This is a genomic window from Ardenticatena maritima, assembly GCF_001306175.1.
Classification (GTDB): Bacteria; Chloroflexota; Anaerolineae; order Ardenticatenales; family Ardenticatenaceae; genus Ardenticatena; species Ardenticatena maritima.
Map to the genome: position 1 here is coordinate 748,742 of NZ_LGKN01000003.1, position 15,717 is coordinate 764,458.

The window sequence follows — 15,717 nt, forward strand, 5'->3', positions numbered from 1 at the left end:
GCATTGTCGCAGGCATTCGTATACTGATGGGCAAACCCCTGACAACAAGAGGAGAAGGGTATGCCCATCAATTTCCAAGGTCTCTCGCAACACATTCAGAGCCTGGCAAAAGAATTGCGCACAGACCTACCCGACCGACGCGCCATTCTGGATGAAGCCATCGCGCTCTTCAACAGCCTGGACGAAGACACCATTGAAGCCGCGCGCGACGCCCAATCCACCACCCAGCGCTTGCCCTGGCTGGTGGCGCGCCCGCTCACCTACCCACTCGACGCCAAAACAGCCGCCCCACCCCCGCCCCATCACTTCATCGTCGCCGCCGCCGACGGCTCCAACATGCCCCCCGACCGCCACACTTCCATCCAATTTTATGTCATCAACACGGGCATGGTCTGGCTGGAATACGGCGGCACGGCGCAATGCGAACTCGAAACCGAGACGACGCTCTACTACCAGACCGAAGACCTCTATCTGGACGGCGAGGCGCGCCAATACCCCGTGGAAGGCAGTCGCCTGAGCGCCCGCATGGCGATCGCCGAACTGCACGCCTTGCGCCGCGCCGTCGAAGAGGCGCGGCACCGCATTCCCGATACGCCCATCGTCGCCCTGCTGGACGGCACGCTGATTTTGTGGACCATCCAAACCGAGCCCGACCAGGTGCGCAAACCGCTCCTGGAAGAGTACTTGCAGGTGCTGGATTGGTTCGCCGAGCAGCACATCCCCGTCGCCAGCTACATCAGCGACTCCGGCAGTTATGAGCTGACCAACCTGCTCCGCATCGCCATTTGCGCCCGCCAGACAACCTGTTGCCGTCCGCCCACACCGCCCGCAACCGAGGGTCCCCTCGCCCTTTGCCGCAGTCTGGAACGCATCCGCGACGCGGCGCTCATGCGCCGCCATCTCTCGCCCGGCGAACGCTCGATCCTCTTCGCCAGCGAATCGCAAATTTTGAAGCACTATCGGGAGCATGAAGTGCGCTTCTTCTACATGCACACGGGAGAAGAAATCGCCCGCGTTGAAATTCCCGACTGGGTTGCGCAAGACCCCGACCTGCTCGCGCTGACACATGCCGCGCTCTGGGACCAATGCCGCCGTTCAGGCTCGCAACCACCCTACCCGCCCGCCCTGCACGAAGCGCATGAGTGCGCCGTCCTCAGCACGCAGGACCGCCAAAACATTCTGAATCTGATTGAAGAAGAGTTGGCGCGCTATCAGATTTCCATACAATGGAGCGCCAAATCCATGCACAAACGTTTGCGGGGGGTATAAGTGGTGGAATACTTGGGGGAAATCATCGAAACCAACAGCCTGGGCTTTGTGGCGGAAAGCAAGGAACTGCATCAATCGCCGCCGCTTGGGGCGCTTGTCAAAACCCTGCGCGAAGGGCGCGACGACTGCTACGCCATTGTGACATTCGGCACCACCCACGGGATTGACAGCACACGCCGCCCCGTCCGCCGCGCCGACGCCACAACCCGTGATGAGGCCGTTTATGCGTCGCACCCGCAATTGAAGCGCCTGCTCCATACCGAATTCCACGCCGCTTTTGTCGGCTGGAACGACAACGGCAGCATTCGCCAAACACTCCCCCCCATGCCGCCCCCCCTGCATCACAGCGTCTATCCGTGCGAACCGGAGAAAGTGCTCGCGTTCACCCAACGCTTTGACTATCTCCGCCTGCTCATTCGGCTCGAAAGCCAGACCCCCGCCGACCAGGTGCTCGCCGCGCACATTCGCCACGTCTACACCCTGCGCGGCAACGACGACGCCTGGCTGGAAGAAGCCGCCCGCGCCATTGCCGCCCTGCTCAAAAGCGACCACGACCAACTGCTGGCGGTGCTCTACGCCATTGACCCGGAGCGGTAAATGGCAAAACATGCTGGGTGGATAGCGCTCCTTGGCATACTCCTGACGTTGGCGGCGTGCGGTCATGCGTTAGCCGACATTTCAACACCCACGGCGACACGCACCCCGTCGCCGACGCTGACCGTGTCCCCATCCCCAACAGGAACGCCAACGCCGTCGGCGACGCCCACCCGTTCCCCCACCCCCTCACCAACGCCGACGACAACCGCCACCCCGACACCCGCACCGCTGGCGTTCGACGTTGCCGGCATCACCACCGCCCCCAACTGCGGCGTGACGATGATTCGGGGCGTCATTCGCGACCAGACGCGCCTGCTCAACGGCATTCGCGTGCATGTCTGGTGGGAAGGGAGCGACGGCGTGCTTTCACTCCCCTCAGGGGAAGACCCCACCAAGCCGGACGGGTATTGGGACGTTGTACTTGATGGCTACGCGAAAGCGGGGCGCTGGTTCGTCGCCGTTGTGCATCCCCAAACGGGGGAACACATCTCGCCCGTGCTCACCGTCGAGACCGACGCCGAACCATGCGAACCGGACAGCGGCGGGCGGCAAGTGATTGACGTGGACTTCCTGCTGGTGAATGGGCAAGGCGGCCGCCCCGGTCCCACGCTGACGCCCACCGCCACCGCTACACCGACGCCAACGCCCACCCCCTGGCCAACACCGGATGGGCAACCGCGCACCGTGCGCGTGCCCATCCTCATGTACCACTACATCAGCACACCCCCGCCCGGCTCGAACGCCATTCGCCGCGATTTGAGCGTTCCACCGGAGCGGTTTCGCGAACACCTCGCCTACCTGAAATCGCAGGGCTACCAAACCATCACCCTGCACGACCTGGTCTACGCCCTTACGCGCGGCACCCCCCTGCCGCCCAAGCCCATCATCCTGACTTTTGATGACGGCTACGAAGACAACTACACCAACGCCTTCCCCATCCTGCAAGAATTTGGCTACGTGGGCACATTTTTCATCGTCACCAACAACCCCGACACCGGACGCCCCGGCTACATGACATGGGACCAACTGCGCGAAATGCACGCCGCCGGCATGGAAATCGGCTCACACGCCCGCGACCACGTGGATTTGCGCGGCAAAGATGATGACTACTTGATTTGGCAAATTCTCGGTTCAAGCGAAGCTATTGCCAACCAACTTGGGTTCAGGCCCGAAGCCTTTGCCTACCCAAGTGGGCGCTACAACCAACACATCATTGACCTTGTTCGGTCGGCGCACTATTGGGCGGCTGTCACCACCGAAGGTGGCATGACCCATTCCACAGACACATTGTTGACCTTACACCGTATCCGCGTGCGAGGGCATTGGAGCGCGGTCGGGCTTGCCAACGCCCTTGCCTACTGGGAACAAAACGATCGCTAATCCTCAGGACGAAGGGGTCCTCGAGTCGTTTTCATCCATTCAACACCCAATCATCGAAGAAGGAGGCCTATACACATGACTCACTCGACGACTCCCTTCCGTGTTGGTGTCCTTACCAGCGGTGGCGACGCCCCCGGCATGAACGCCGCCGTGCGTGCCGTTGTTCGCACCACGATTGCCTGCGGTGGCGAATCGTGGGCGATTTATGAAGGGTACAAAGGGCTTGTCGAAGGCGGACGGTTCTTCAAACAATTCTCCTGGTACGACGTGGGCGGCATCCTGCACAAGGGCGGCACCATCATCGGCACAGCCCGCAGCGCCGAGTTTCGCACCCGTGAAGGACGCCGCCAGGCCGTTCTCAACCTCATCCAGCATGAGATTTACAACCTGGTGGTGATTGGCGGGGACGGCAGCCTGACGGGCGCACATGTCTTGTGGCAAGAATGGCCGGAACTCGTCGCCGAATTGGTCGAAGCCGGCGCGCTTGAAGGTCCCGCGGAACGCTACCCGCGCCTGCGCATCGCCGGCTTGATTGGCTCGATTGACAACGACATGTTTGGCAGTGATATGACCATCGGTGCGGACACAGCCCTGCACCGCATCGTGGACGCGATTGACGCCATCACCAGCACCGCCGCCAGCCACCAGCGTTCGTTTGTGGTGGAAGTCATGGGGCGCAACTGCGGCTACCTCGCCCTCATGGGCGCGCTCGCCAGCGGGGCGGACTGGGTGCTCATTCCCGAAAGCCCGCCCAACGTCGAAAATTGGGAAGACAAAATGTGCGACGTCTTGCGGCGTGGGCGCGCCATTGGTCGCCGCGACAGCATTGTCGTTGTCGCCGAAGGCGCACGCGACCGCAACGGCAACCCCATCACCAGCGAATACGTGCGCCAGGTCATCGAAGAACGCTTGCAAGAAGAAGTGCGCACCACGATTTTGGGACACGTCCAGCGTGGTGGGTCGCCCAGTGCTTTCGACCGCAACCTCGGCACTATTCTCGGCTACCACGCCGTCAACCATCTGCGCACCCTGACTAGCGATGAAGAGCCGGTTGTCGTCGGCTTGCGTGGCAACCGTGTCTCGTTCACCCCGTTGAGCGAAGCCCTCGAAAAAACGCGCGCCGTCTATGAAGCCATCAAAGCCCAGGAGTATGATCGCGCCATGGAACTGCGCGGTCCCAGTTTCAAAGAAGCCTTCCGCATTGTACGCACACTCGTGCGGTCGTTGCCCCACCCGCCACCGCCCGGTCAAACCCCGCTGCGCATCGCCATCCTCAACGCCGGCGGGCCCGCCCCCGGCATGAACACCGCCGCGCGCGCGGCTGTCCGCATCGCTCTGGACAAGGGGCATCAAGTTGTTGGGGTGCGCAACGGCTTTCAAGGGCTGATTGACGGCGACTTCCGCGAAATGGAGTGGATGAGCGTCAACGGCTGGGCGCCCATGGGCGGCGCTGAACTGGGCACAAGCCGCAAAATCCCCGAAGGCGGCGAACTCTACGCCATCGCCCGCAACATCGAACGCCACCGCATTGACGCCATTCTCGTTATTGGGGGCTTCGCCGGCTACCAAGCCGCCTACAAACTCTATTCGGCACGCCCCAACTACCCGGCGCTCAACATTCCCATCGTCTGCCTGCCCGCCACCATTGACAACGACCTACCCGGCTCCGAATTGAGCATCGGCGCGGATACCGCGCTCAACAACATCGTGGAAAACGTGGACAAAATCAAGCAATCGGGCGTGGCGACAAACCGCGTGTTTGTGGTGGAAGTCATGGGACGCCACTGCGGCTACCTGGCGCTCATGAGTGGGTTGGCGACAGGAGCGGAGCGGGTCTATCTGCCCGAAGAGGGCGTCAAACTGGCCGACTTGCAACGCGACCTGGAAGACCTGCGCACCGGCTTCCTCAGCGGCAAGCGCATCGGCCTGCTCATTCGGAATGAGTTTGCCAACCCGATTTACACCACCCAATTCATGTGTGCGCTGTTTGAGGAAGAAGGGGGCGACCTGTTTGACGTGCGTCAGGCGATTTTGGGGCACATTCAGCAAGGCGGCGACCCCAAGCCGTTCGACCGTGTGCAAGCCGCCCGCCTGGCCGCCCGCTGTATTGAGTTTCTCATCGAACAAGCCGCAAAACATATCCCCGCCGCGGCGTTCATCGGGCTGACCGGCGGCCACGTCCAATTCCACGACATGGCGGACTTCGAGCGCATGATTGACCGCGAACACGAACGCCCGCGCGAGCAATGGTGGCTCATGTTGCGCCCCATCGCGGACATCATGGCGCAACCCGACCCGAAGTTGGTTCGCCAGTCGTAAAACACGCCCAACCATCTGACAAGGGAGTCAGGCATATGTACCGCACCATTCAACCGATTGAAATCAACGCCGCCGCCCGCGTTCAGGCGGAAGCCTTTGAGCGCACGGTTGCCGACTACGCCGTGCGCTACCTGCAAGGTGGACGATTCGACTGGCGGCATGTGCGTGTGTGGGAAGAGCACGGCGAATTTGTCGCCGTGCTCACTGTTTTCGAGCGGGCATTGAGCCTGTGCGGGGCGGATATTCCCACGGCGCTGATTGCCAGTGTGGGCGTGCGCCCCATTCATCGGCGGCGCGGCTACGCATCGGCGCTCATGCGCGGCATGCTTGCCGAAATGCGCGCCAAGGGCACACCGCTCTCGCTCCTCGCCCCCTTCTCGCAAGCCTTCTACCGCGCATTGGGCTACGAACTCGCCAACCGCCAACTGTTCCTGCGCTTTTCGCCCGCCGACATCCCCCACTATGCAGAACGCGACCACGTGCGCGCCGGCACGCAAGACGACCTTCCCGCGCTTCAGGCGTGCTACGCCACTGCACGCCGCCAAAAAGCAGCCCACGGGTGGCTTTCACGCACGCCCGCGGAGTGGGAACGCGCGTACACCCCCCACGAGGGCGATTTTCTCGTTCTCTTTCAGGTGGAAGACGCCGTCGAAGGGTATCTCATCTACACGTTGGAAAAACCCCGTCGGCTCATCATTCAAGAATGGGTGTGGAACAGTGAACGGGCGTGGCGTGGACTGGTCGGCTTCCTCGCCGCCCAACGGGGTGCTATCTTCACCATCGAATACAACGCCCCCCTCGACTGCCCCCTGCCCCATCTCTGGCCGGAAGCCGGCACCATGCAAAACGACCATGTGGAATTCATCTACCGCCGCATGGCGGATTTGCTGAGCGGTTTCATGGTGCGGCTGGTGCACGTGCCGCTGGCGCTCGCCCACCGCCCATACCGCGACCACACCACCGTTGAGTGCATTCTCGAAGTTGACGACCCCATCCTGCCGGAGAACCGCGGTCCCTGGCGGCTGCACATTGCCGAGGGGCGCGCCACTGTTGAAAAGAGCAACGCCTCGCCCACCGTGCGCACAGACATCAGCACACTGGCGGGCTGGTACAGCGGGGCACTCTCGGCACGCCACGCACGCTTGCTTGGGCGATGGCACGCATCGGCGGAACTCTGCGCGCGCCTTGATGAAGCCGCGCATGTGCCCCCCATGTACATGCACAAAGCGGATTGGTTCTGAAACGCGCGACGCGAGCGGGGGTGTTTTCTCCCCAAAACAAAACCCCCACGGAGACGCCGGTGCTCCGTGGGGGCATCAATCGCCGCTTGCCGACTAGGCTTCAGGTTCGGGTGTTTCCTCCTGCTCAGCGTCGGATGGTGTTGCGTTCAATTTGGGCGGCAGCACCAGCAACGGACAGGGGGCGGTACGCAACACCTCGCGCGTGACACTGCCCAATATCAATTGTGAAAAGCCCGTATAGCCGTGTGTGCTCATCACAATCAAGTCAATCTCATGCTCATACGCCACTTTGACAATTTCCGGCGCAGGCTTGCCCATTTTGAGGAGCAAATCCGCCGCCATGCCCTGCGCACGCAACGCTTCGACATGGCGTTCCAGATACATTTTGGCGACACCCAACGAAGCCTCGTGCTCCTCGCCTTCATGGTGGGGCAAAATGTCCAATTCGCGCTCAGGGTGATGTTCGACCACTTCAAGCAACAAGATCGTCGCGCCAAATTGCTTGGCAAGCGCCACCGCGTAGGGCAGTTCACGTTCCGCCAGGTCTGAACCGTCCAGCGGCACCAGGATACGGCGAATGTTGGCATGGCGCTCCATCTCAGGTTGCATGCGCACCAGGAAAATGGGCACGTGGGCATGGCGCACCAAATCCTCCGCCACACTCCCCATCAGCACACGCGCCAACCCCGTGCGCCCGTGCGTCGTCATCGCAATTGCATCCACCTCCAAACGGTCAGCCGCGCTTTTGATGGCGAGCGCGGGCACGCCTTCCAGAATATGCACGTTGACCGTGTACCCCTTTTCGCGCAGTTCGCCCGCCACCTGTTGCAGATAACTTTGCGCTTCCTCGTACTGGTGCGCAACAGCCACCGGCGTTAGCGTGTCGGTGCTGGCCAGCGAATGGCGATAGGGCGGCACTACTCGCACCAGTTCCAGCACAACATCCTGGGGCGCAAACCAATGCTCGACATAGTACAAAATGCGCCCCGCCGTTGGCGAACCATCCAGCGGTATCAGCAAGCGACGAAACATTTCCGCCTCCTTTCCACGCGCGTTTACCTTCGCAACGCCAAGTATATCATACACCATAGCGCATGAACCAACCCAAAAGAAGCGTTTATGCCCTGGTCAAATGACCAGTTTTGCATCGGTATCGTTGGGCAGAAGTGCGACACCTCGCTATAATGAACCCCCACCAAGACCAACGCAGGGAGCAAATCGCTTTATGGAAAAGGCATTGCGCATCATTCTCATTGCCACCTTGTCGGCATTCATCGTTGTGATTGCATTCGGATTGGGTTTTGCCGCTCGTGGTGTGGCAGAATCAGCCGGCATTCTCCCGCCAAGCATCACCGTTTCGGCGGAAACGCCCGCCGAAGCGCCGCCCAACTTCAACATTTTCTGGGAAGCGTGGGAAATCCTCAAACGAGAGTATTTTGGCGACTTGCCGGACGACCAAACCGCCACTTATGGCGCCATTCGCGGCGTTTTGCAAACCTTGGGCGACCCCAACACCGTGCTGATTGAACCGCGCGCCGCCGAACGCGAGCAAGAGCAATTGCAAGGCGAGTTTGGCGGCATTGGGGCGTATGTCAGCGTGGACGAACAGGGGCGCATTGTGATTGTCGCGCCGATTGACGACACCCCCGCCGCCCGCGCCGGCTTGCGCGCCGACGACATCATCATAGCGGTAGATGGCGTTGAAGTAACCGGCATGCCGCTGGACGAAGTCGTCAACATGATTCGCGGTCCCCTGGGCACAGAAGTGACGCTGACGATTTTCCGCCCCGGCGTCGATGAACCTTTCGACATCACGTTGACGCGCGACCGCATCCCCGATCCCACAGTCGCGTGGCAAATGGTCGAAGGGCAAGACGGCATGGGCTACATCCGCATTTCCTTTTTCAGCGCACGCACGCCCGAAGAACTGCGCAAAGCCATTGGCGAATTGAAAGACCAGGGGGCTGATCGCCTCATCATTGATTTGCGCAACAATCCCGGCGGCTTGCTCGATTCCGCCATTGCCGTTGCCAGCGAATTCATTGATGAAGGCGTTATCGTCTATCAACAAGCCAAAGACGGCAGTCGCACACCCTTTGAAGCCCGCAAAGGGGGGCTTGCCACCGACATACCGCTTGTGGTGCTGGTCAATGAAGGCAGTGCCAGCGCCAGCGAAATCGTGGCAGGCGCCATCCGCGACCACGGGCGTGGGAAACTGGTAGGCACGCAAACGTTCGGCAAAGGCACGGTGCAAATTCCATTTGAATTGAGCGACGGCGCCAGTCTGCACGTGACCATCGCACACTGGCTCACGCCCAACGGCACCGACCTGAGCGGTGACGGGCTGACACCCGACATCTGGGTGGATGAAGACCCCAACGCACAAGAAGACGTGCAATTCCTGCGTGCGATTGACGTTTTGAACGAAACAACCGGTCGGTAGGAGCAAAAAACCGTGAAACAGCAACGCAGTTGCCTCATTGACATTCTGGTAATTGGCTTTCTTGGGCTCTTTCTCAGCGTCGGCGGCTTCATCGGCGGCTGGGTTTCGTATGGCAACATCAACGCCCTGCTCGACCGCCAACGCGCCGACAACCGTGTCATCGAAAACGGTGAAGCCCACGGCTTTTACGACGGAGAATTTGAACCCGAAGACCTGAAAGTCTTTTGGGAAGCGCTGGGCTTGCTTCGGGAGCACTTTTACGGTGAATTGCCGCCTGAGGAAGAAATCACCTATGCCGCCATTCGCGGTGTGCTGCAAACCACGGGCGACCAATTCACCACGTTCGTCAATCCCGAGCACGCCAAAATGCTCGAAGAAGACATCCAGGGCGAATTTGAAGGCATCGGCGCGACCGTGCGCATGAATGCCGATAACCTGCTCGAAATCGTTGCGCCCATCCCCAACAGTCCCGCCGAAGCGGCCGGCTTGCGCCCCGGCGACGTGGTGCTGGCGGTGGACGGGCAGTCTATCCGCGGGCTGACGCTCATGGAAGCCGTGGCGCTTATTCGCGGACCCCGTGGCAGTAGCGTCACGCTCACCATCCAGCGCGACGGCGGCGAACCTTTTGACGTAACCATCGTACGCGACCGTATCGAAATTCCCACTGTGGAAGCCCGCCTCATCGAAAGCGAGACGCACCCGCCGGTGGGGTATGTCAAACTGAACGAGTTCAACGCCAAAGCCACCGACCAACTGCGCGCCGCCATACAAGACCTGCGCGACCAAGGGGCGCAAGGCTTCATCTTCGATTTGCGCAACAACCCCGGTGGCTTGCTCAGCCAGGCTATTCGGGTTTCCAGCCAATTCTTGCCGGAAGACAGCCTGGTGCTGATTGAACGCGGCAAATTTGGCGAAGAAGAACACCGCGCCGTAGCCGGCGGTATCTGGGTTGAAGGGCCGCTGGTGGTGTTGGTCAACAATGGCAGCGCCAGCGCCAGCGAAATCGTCGCCGGCGCCCTGCAAGACCACCAGCGCGCGCCACTGGTGGGCGAAACAACATTCGGCAAAGGCAGTGTGCAAGCGCCCTACACGCTCTCGGATGGGTCGAGCCTGCGTGTGACCATTGCCCGCTGGTTTACCCCCAACGGGCGCGCCATCCACGGGGAAGGCATCACCCCGGACATCTTTGTCGAACGCACGCCGGAAGACGAAAGCAACCAGCGCGACCCACAATTGGACCGCGCATTGGAAGAACTCTATCACCAATTGGAGCAATGACGATGAGCAAGGGAGAACGCACCATCGCCGTCAATCGCAAAGCCCATCACGACTACTTCATCCTTGAAACCTATGAAGCGGGGTTGGTGCTCAAAGGGTCAGAAATCAAATCCATTCGCGCCGGGCGGGTGAATTTGCGCGATAGTTATGTGCGCATCAAAGACGGCGAAGCGTGGGTCGAAAACATGCACATCTCGCCCTACGACAAAGCCAGCACCCATGAACATCTCGACCCCAAGCGCCCCCGCAAACTGCTGCTCCACAAACGCGAAATCGGGCGGTTGGCGGGCAAAGTCGCGCAAGAAGGGGTGACCATTGTCCCCCTGCGGCTCTACCTCAAGCGCAACCGCGCCAAACTGGAAATTGCCGTGGCGAAGGGCAAGAAGAAATACGACAAGCGCGAAGCCATCGCCAAACGCGAAGCGCAACGCCAAATCGAACGGGCGTTGAAAACGCGCTACTAGCATGCTCCCAAACGTAAAACAGCCGCCCATTGTGGGCGGCTGTTTTGCTGTTCAGCCCCACTCAGTCGCGGTCGGTGGATTGGAGCAAAAAGACGTAGTAGAGCAAGTTGCTGATGGCTTGCACAGCCGCGGCGACGTACGTGAGCGCCGCCGCATTCAGCACAGCGTTCACGCCTTCCATCTCCTGCGGCAGCAGCAACCCGGTTTGCTGCAACAACTTCTTGGCGCGGTTGCTGGCGTCGAACTCGACGGGCAACGTCACCAGCGCAAACACCGCCACCGCCGCAAAGAGAATCACCCCCAACCACGCCAGCGTTGGGCGTGCCATCAACAGCCCCACCACGAAAAGAATGGGACCCAACCACGACCCAATCTGCACCGACGGCACCATCGCGCTGCGCAATGCCAGCGGTGCGTAGTTGGTGGCATCCTGCAAAGCGTGCCCCATTTCGTGCGCCGCAACCCCGGCTGCGGCAATGGTGGGCGCATCGTACACCTGCGGGCTCAACCGCAGCACCTTGCTGGTCGGGTCATAGTGGTCGGTCAACATGCCCCCTACGCGCTCCACACGCACATGGTGCAAACCGTGCGCATCCAGCAAATAACGGGCGACTTGCGCCCCGGTCAACCCGCGCACGGTGCGCACACGTGAATAGCGCGCAAAGGCGTTTTGCACTTTGTATTGCGCATACAACCCGAGCAACAACGCCGGCAATGCAAACAGAAAATACATCGGGTTGAAGAAAAACATCGTTGTGTTCACCCTCCTCTTCGTCGCATATGCTCATCGAGCACGCCCAAAATTCTAGCCATGAATGGGTTCACTCGCCAAAAACGGCACCACGTCATCAAGCGTATGCCACTCAATCTCGCGCTCCATCACCTCGGCAAACGTGCGCGCCACCACAGGCTTGATTTCACCCATGGGAATTTCACGCCCCAATTCGGCCTGCATGGACGTGACCCCACGGTCGCGCAACCCACAAGGCACAATCAAGTCAAAGTGGCGCAAATCTGTGTTGACGTTGAGCGCAAAACCGTGGTACGAAACCCATTCCTTGATACGCGCCCCAATGGCGGCAATCTTGCGGTCGCTGAACTGCGTCACCGCCGCCGCCAACGCCGCACGGGTGGCTTCGTCGAATGAATCATCCAGCGGCGGCAATTCACGCCCCCGCACCCACACGCCAATCACCTTCTCAATGCGTTCGCCCGTAATGCCGTAGCGCGCCAGGGCGCGAATGACCGCCTCTTGCATCGCCCACACAAACCATCCCACATCTTTAGGCTTGGGCACACGGTGCAAATCCAGAATAGGATACCCCACCAATTGCCCCGGTCCGTGGTAGGTCACATCGCCGCCCCGTTCGACATGGAAAATGTCGAACCCCATCGCTTCCAGCGTCTCGCGCGGTGTGACGATATTTTCTTCGCGCGCATTGCGCCCCAACGTGATGACCGGCGGGTGTTCGAGCACAAAGAGCACATCGGGCGTCTCGCGCTGGGCGATTTTGGTGGCGACCAAACGGCGTTGCAGGTCGAGCGCCTCGCCATAGCGAATACGCCCCAAATCCACAACCCACAATGGCTCACGCATACGCACCTCGCTTTCTTTACAAATTCAGCCGCTTGAAAAGCCGTTCGGGAATATGGCGAATGATTGTCATGATGACAAACCAGAACCAGGGCACATAGACGACATCTTCGCGCCGTTCAATGGCTTTGAAAATGCGCGCGCCAACCTGCTCAGGCGACGCAAACAGGGCGTTCTTGGGCAAATGCGCCGTCATGGGGGTATCCACAAACCCCGGCTTGATCGTCACAACAGCCACGCCTTTCTTCGCCAGGCGGTTGCGCAAGCCTTGCGTGAAAATGTTGACCGCGCCCTTCGCCGCCCCGTACACATAATTGCTCTGGCGGCCACGGTCGCCCGCCACGGAACTGATGACGGCGATCACCCCGCGCCCGCGTGCTTCAAAGCGGTTGGCAATCTCGGTCAGCAGCGCAATGGTGCTCACCGCATTCGTCTGAAACGCTTCCAGCGTTTTGGCGACACTGCGCTCGCATTCGCGCTGGTCGGGCAATGTACCGTGCGCAATCAGCACCACATCCAGCGGACCCAGGGCGGCTTCGGCGGCGTCCAGCATCTCGGTGTGGCGCTCAATCTCGTTCACATCGAGCAGGAAGGTTTCCACCTGCGCCGCGCCGCGCACACGCATATCGTCGGCAATCATCGCCAGTTTGTCGGGCGAGCGCCCCACCAAAAACAGCCGATCACCCCGCGCCGCAAAATGGCGTGTGGTGGCTTCCGCAATCGCCGACGTCGCTCCAACAATGCAGACATTCGCCATGAGGGTTGTTCTCCTTTGTTCTGCTTCTTTTACGTCCGTGTCACGCGCCGCCAAAAACTGGACGAAAACGCCGGGTCAACATAGCGGCTAAACGTTTCCCACTGCGGATAGAAGCGGCGAAAATCCTCACCCGACATCCGCGCATCTTTGGCCGGATAGAGCACCCCGCCCGCTTCACGCACAATCGCGTCCATCTGCTCGCACAGCCGCAAAGTCGCCTCGCCCTCAAAGGGGAAATCAAGCGCCAGCGTCACCCCTTTGCGGGGGAAGGAGAGCATGCCCGGCGAAGCAACATCGCCAAACTCCTTGAAAACCGCCAGGAACGAAGCGCGCCCACTGCGTGCAATGACGGTGAGCAGTTCGCGCATCACTTCGACGCGGTCGGTTGGCGGCACCACACACTGGTACTGAATGAAGCCCCGCCGCCCATAAATGCGATTCCAGCGCCGCACGGCATCCAGCGGGTAGAAAAACGGTTCGTAGTGGACCCGTTTGTGCGAGCGCGCCGGCGTGTGCATGTAGTAGTAGAAGGTGTTGAAGGCGCGCATCGAAAGCGGGTTGAGCACAAACGAAGGGAAGTCAAAGGGCACATACAACTTCGGCTCTTTGGACGGCGTCAGCGGTCCCGGTTCTTCGCTGTGGTTGCCGCGCAAGAAAACACCCCGCCCCAAAGACGTGCCCTGCGCAATGCAATCCAGCCAGGCCACTGTATGCTCAAAACGCGCATCGGAGCGAGCCGAAATGTCGAAAAATTCATCCAGAGAGCCGAAACGAATGCGCTCCATCTCAATGTAGACGCTTCTGATAGGACGCAACTTGATTTCCGCCCACGTAATCAGCCCCGTCAACCCCAAGCCGCCAATTGTGGCGCGAAAGAGGTCGCTGTTCTGCGTGGGCGAACAGATGAGCCGCTCCCCAGTGGAACGCAGCAATTCAAACTGCGTCACATGGCACCCGAACGTGCCTTCGCGGTGGTGGTTTTTGCCATGCACATCATTGGCAATCGCGCCGCCCACCGTCACATACTTCGTGCCCGGTGTGACCGGCAAGAACCAACCGCGCGGCACCACCAGATCCAAAATTTGCTTCAACGAAACCCCCGCCTCGCATCGCAACAGGCCGCGCTCGGCGTCAAACGCGATGAAGTGCGCCATACGCGCCGTATCAAGCAGGACGCCGTTGTCATTCAAGCAGACATCGCCATAACTGCGCCCCAAACCGTAAGCGAGCACTGGTCGGCCGAAGCGCTCAAACGGCGGTGTCTCTGTATGCCAGCGTAAACGGTGCACCAACGCCGGCTGGTGCTTCGGATATTTTCCCCATGATTCGTAGCGTTTTGTCATACCAGTGCCTCGCACCTATTCGTTGGCATCCGCTCCAAGCCGCGCGCCCACAATCTGGCTGTATCCCTGCAAAAACGCCTTGCCCGTTGTGGGACGCTTGCCTTCCAACTGCACTTCTTCCAGCAACAAAAGCCCCTCGCCCGTGACCACAGCCGGCCCCTCGTCAAGCGCCACCACCGTGCCTGGTTCGGCGTCATGCGCGGGGGCGTTCACCACGCGCGCCCGCATGACTTTCAGCAAACGCCCGTCCCATGTGGTGAAGGCGCTCGGCCAGGGCGTGAACGCCCGCACCTGGCGCTCAATCTGCACCGCGGGCGCTGTCCAGTCAATGCGTCCATGCGCTTTCTTGATGAGCCGCGTCACCGTCGCTTGCGAATGGTCTTGGGGGCGTGGTTCAATCTCACCCGCCAACCAACGCGGCAACGTCTCCACCAGCAACTCAGCCCCCACCTGCGCCAGTTTCTCGCTCAGCGTGCCGGCGGTCTCATCGGGCGCAATGGGCACTACACGTTGCGCCAACACCGGTCCCGTGTCCATCCCTTCATCCAGCAACATAATCGAGACGCCCGTTTCGCGGTCGCCGTTCAAAATCGCCGCCTGAATGGGCGCCGCGCCGCGGTACTTGGGCAACAAACTCGCGTGCACGTTGAGAAACCCTTTCGGCGGAATCGCCAGCACGTTGGGGCGCAAAATTTCGCCATACGCCACAACAACCGCCACATCCGGCGCCAGGTCGCGCACATAAGCCACCGCATCCGGCGTCTTCAAGGTTTCCGGCGTCCAGACGGGAAGCCCCAGCGCCTGCGCCGCTTCCTTGACGGGTGACGGTCGCAATTTGCGCCCACGCCCTGCCGGGCGGTCGGGTTGCGTGATGACTTGCACAATGTCATACGCGCCCGTTTCAGCCAAACGCTGCAAACTGGGCACGGCAAATACCGGCGTGCCCAGGAAAATCAACCGCGGCTTGTCAGTCGTGGTTCGTTCTGCGGTCATGGACATTCCCCTTTTGTTTGACGACTTCCGACGGGAGAT

At 60.6% G+C, this 15,717-nt stretch carries 14 protein-coding genes; 8 read left to right on the forward strand and 6 right to left on the reverse strand.

Annotated elements, in window-relative coordinates; all coding sequences use genetic code 11:
- The first annotated feature begins 60 nt into the window (after positions 1-60).
- From SE16_RS03300 to SE16_RS03325, 5 genes are all read left to right on the forward strand, one after another.
- Positions 61-1,269, forward strand: coding sequence for a DNA double-strand break repair nuclease NurA (locus SE16_RS03300; protein WP_060687206.1), 1,209 nt, complete (start codon positions 61-63; stop codon positions 1,267-1,269).
- Positions 1,270-1,866, forward strand: coding sequence for a hypothetical protein (locus SE16_RS03305; protein WP_060687208.1), 597 nt, complete (start codon positions 1,270-1,272; stop codon positions 1,864-1,866).
- Positions 1,867-3,246, forward strand: coding sequence for a polysaccharide deacetylase family protein (locus SE16_RS03315; RefSeq protein WP_161804505.1), 1,380 nt, complete (start codon positions 1,867-1,869; stop codon positions 3,244-3,246).
- Positions 3,247-3,321: 75 nt separating this feature from the next.
- A complete protein-coding gene (locus SE16_RS03320) occupies positions 3,322-5,565 on the forward strand; it encodes a 6-phosphofructokinase (RefSeq protein ID WP_054494102.1) in 2,244 nt (747 codons plus the stop codon).
- A gap of 35 nt (positions 5,566-5,600) precedes the next feature.
- On the forward strand, positions 5,601-6,806 hold the full coding sequence (locus SE16_RS03325) for a GNAT family N-acetyltransferase (RefSeq protein ID WP_054494101.1): 1,206 nt from the start codon (positions 5,601-5,603) through the stop codon (positions 6,804-6,806).
- 93 nt (positions 6,807-6,899) lie between these two features.
- Here SE16_RS03325 and SE16_RS15685 read toward each other — a convergent pair whose 3' ends face one another.
- Positions 6,900-7,838 (reverse strand): universal stress protein, encoded by a 939-nt coding sequence (locus tag SE16_RS15685; protein WP_054494100.1) that lies wholly within the window; start codon positions 7,836-7,838, stop codon positions 6,900-6,902.
- Positions 7,839-8,031: 193 nt separating this feature from the next.
- Between SE16_RS15685 and SE16_RS03335 the strand changes: the two genes are divergently transcribed.
- From SE16_RS03335 to smpB, 3 genes are read left to right on the forward strand one after another with little or no spacing between them, the layout of a single operon-like run.
- Positions 8,032-9,249 carry a S41 family peptidase gene (locus SE16_RS03335; protein ID WP_054494099.1) on the forward strand — a complete coding sequence of 406 codons (1,218 nt, stop codon included), beginning with the start codon at positions 8,032-8,034 and terminating at the stop codon, positions 9,247-9,249.
- A 12-nt stretch (positions 9,250-9,261) separates the two neighbouring features.
- The gene (locus tag SE16_RS03340) at positions 9,262-10,527 is read left to right on the forward strand and encodes a S41 family peptidase (protein ID WP_054494098.1); all 1,266 of its coding nucleotides are present in this window, start codon (positions 9,262-9,264) and stop codon (positions 10,525-10,527) included.
- A 2-nt stretch (positions 10,528-10,529) separates the two neighbouring features.
- Complete coding sequence (gene smpB, locus SE16_RS03345; RefSeq protein WP_054494097.1) at positions 10,530-10,991, forward strand: SsrA-binding protein SmpB; 462 nt, start codon at positions 10,530-10,532, stop codon at positions 10,989-10,991.
- Positions 10,992-11,052: 61 nt separating this feature from the next.
- Here the strand turns inward: smpB and SE16_RS03350 are convergent, their stop codons facing one another.
- The 5 genes from SE16_RS03350 to fmt form a co-directional block, all read right to left on the reverse strand.
- A complete protein-coding gene (locus SE16_RS03350) occupies positions 11,053-11,724 on the reverse strand; it encodes a zinc metallopeptidase (RefSeq protein ID WP_201782260.1) in 672 nt (223 codons plus the stop codon).
- 72 nt (positions 11,725-11,796) lie between these two features.
- Positions 11,797-12,588 carry a lipoyl(octanoyl) transferase LipB gene (gene lipB, locus SE16_RS03355; protein WP_054494095.1) on the reverse strand — a complete coding sequence of 264 codons (792 nt, stop codon included), beginning with the start codon at positions 12,586-12,588 and terminating at the stop codon, positions 11,797-11,799.
- Between the two features lie 16 nt (positions 12,589-12,604).
- Positions 12,605-13,342 carry an SDR family oxidoreductase gene (locus SE16_RS03360; RefSeq protein ID WP_054494094.1) on the reverse strand — a complete coding sequence of 246 codons (738 nt, stop codon included), beginning with the start codon at positions 13,340-13,342 and terminating at the stop codon, positions 12,605-12,607.
- A 29-nt stretch (positions 13,343-13,371) separates the two neighbouring features.
- Complete coding sequence (locus SE16_RS03365; protein WP_054494093.1) at positions 13,372-14,685, reverse strand: FAD-binding oxidoreductase; 1,314 nt, start codon at positions 14,683-14,685, stop codon at positions 13,372-13,374.
- 15 nt (positions 14,686-14,700) lie between these two features.
- The gene (gene fmt, locus SE16_RS03370; RefSeq protein WP_054494092.1) at positions 14,701-15,678 is read right to left on the reverse strand and encodes a methionyl-tRNA formyltransferase; all 978 of its coding nucleotides are present in this window, start codon (positions 15,676-15,678) and stop codon (positions 14,701-14,703) included.
- Positions 15,679-15,717: the final 39 nt, after the last annotated feature.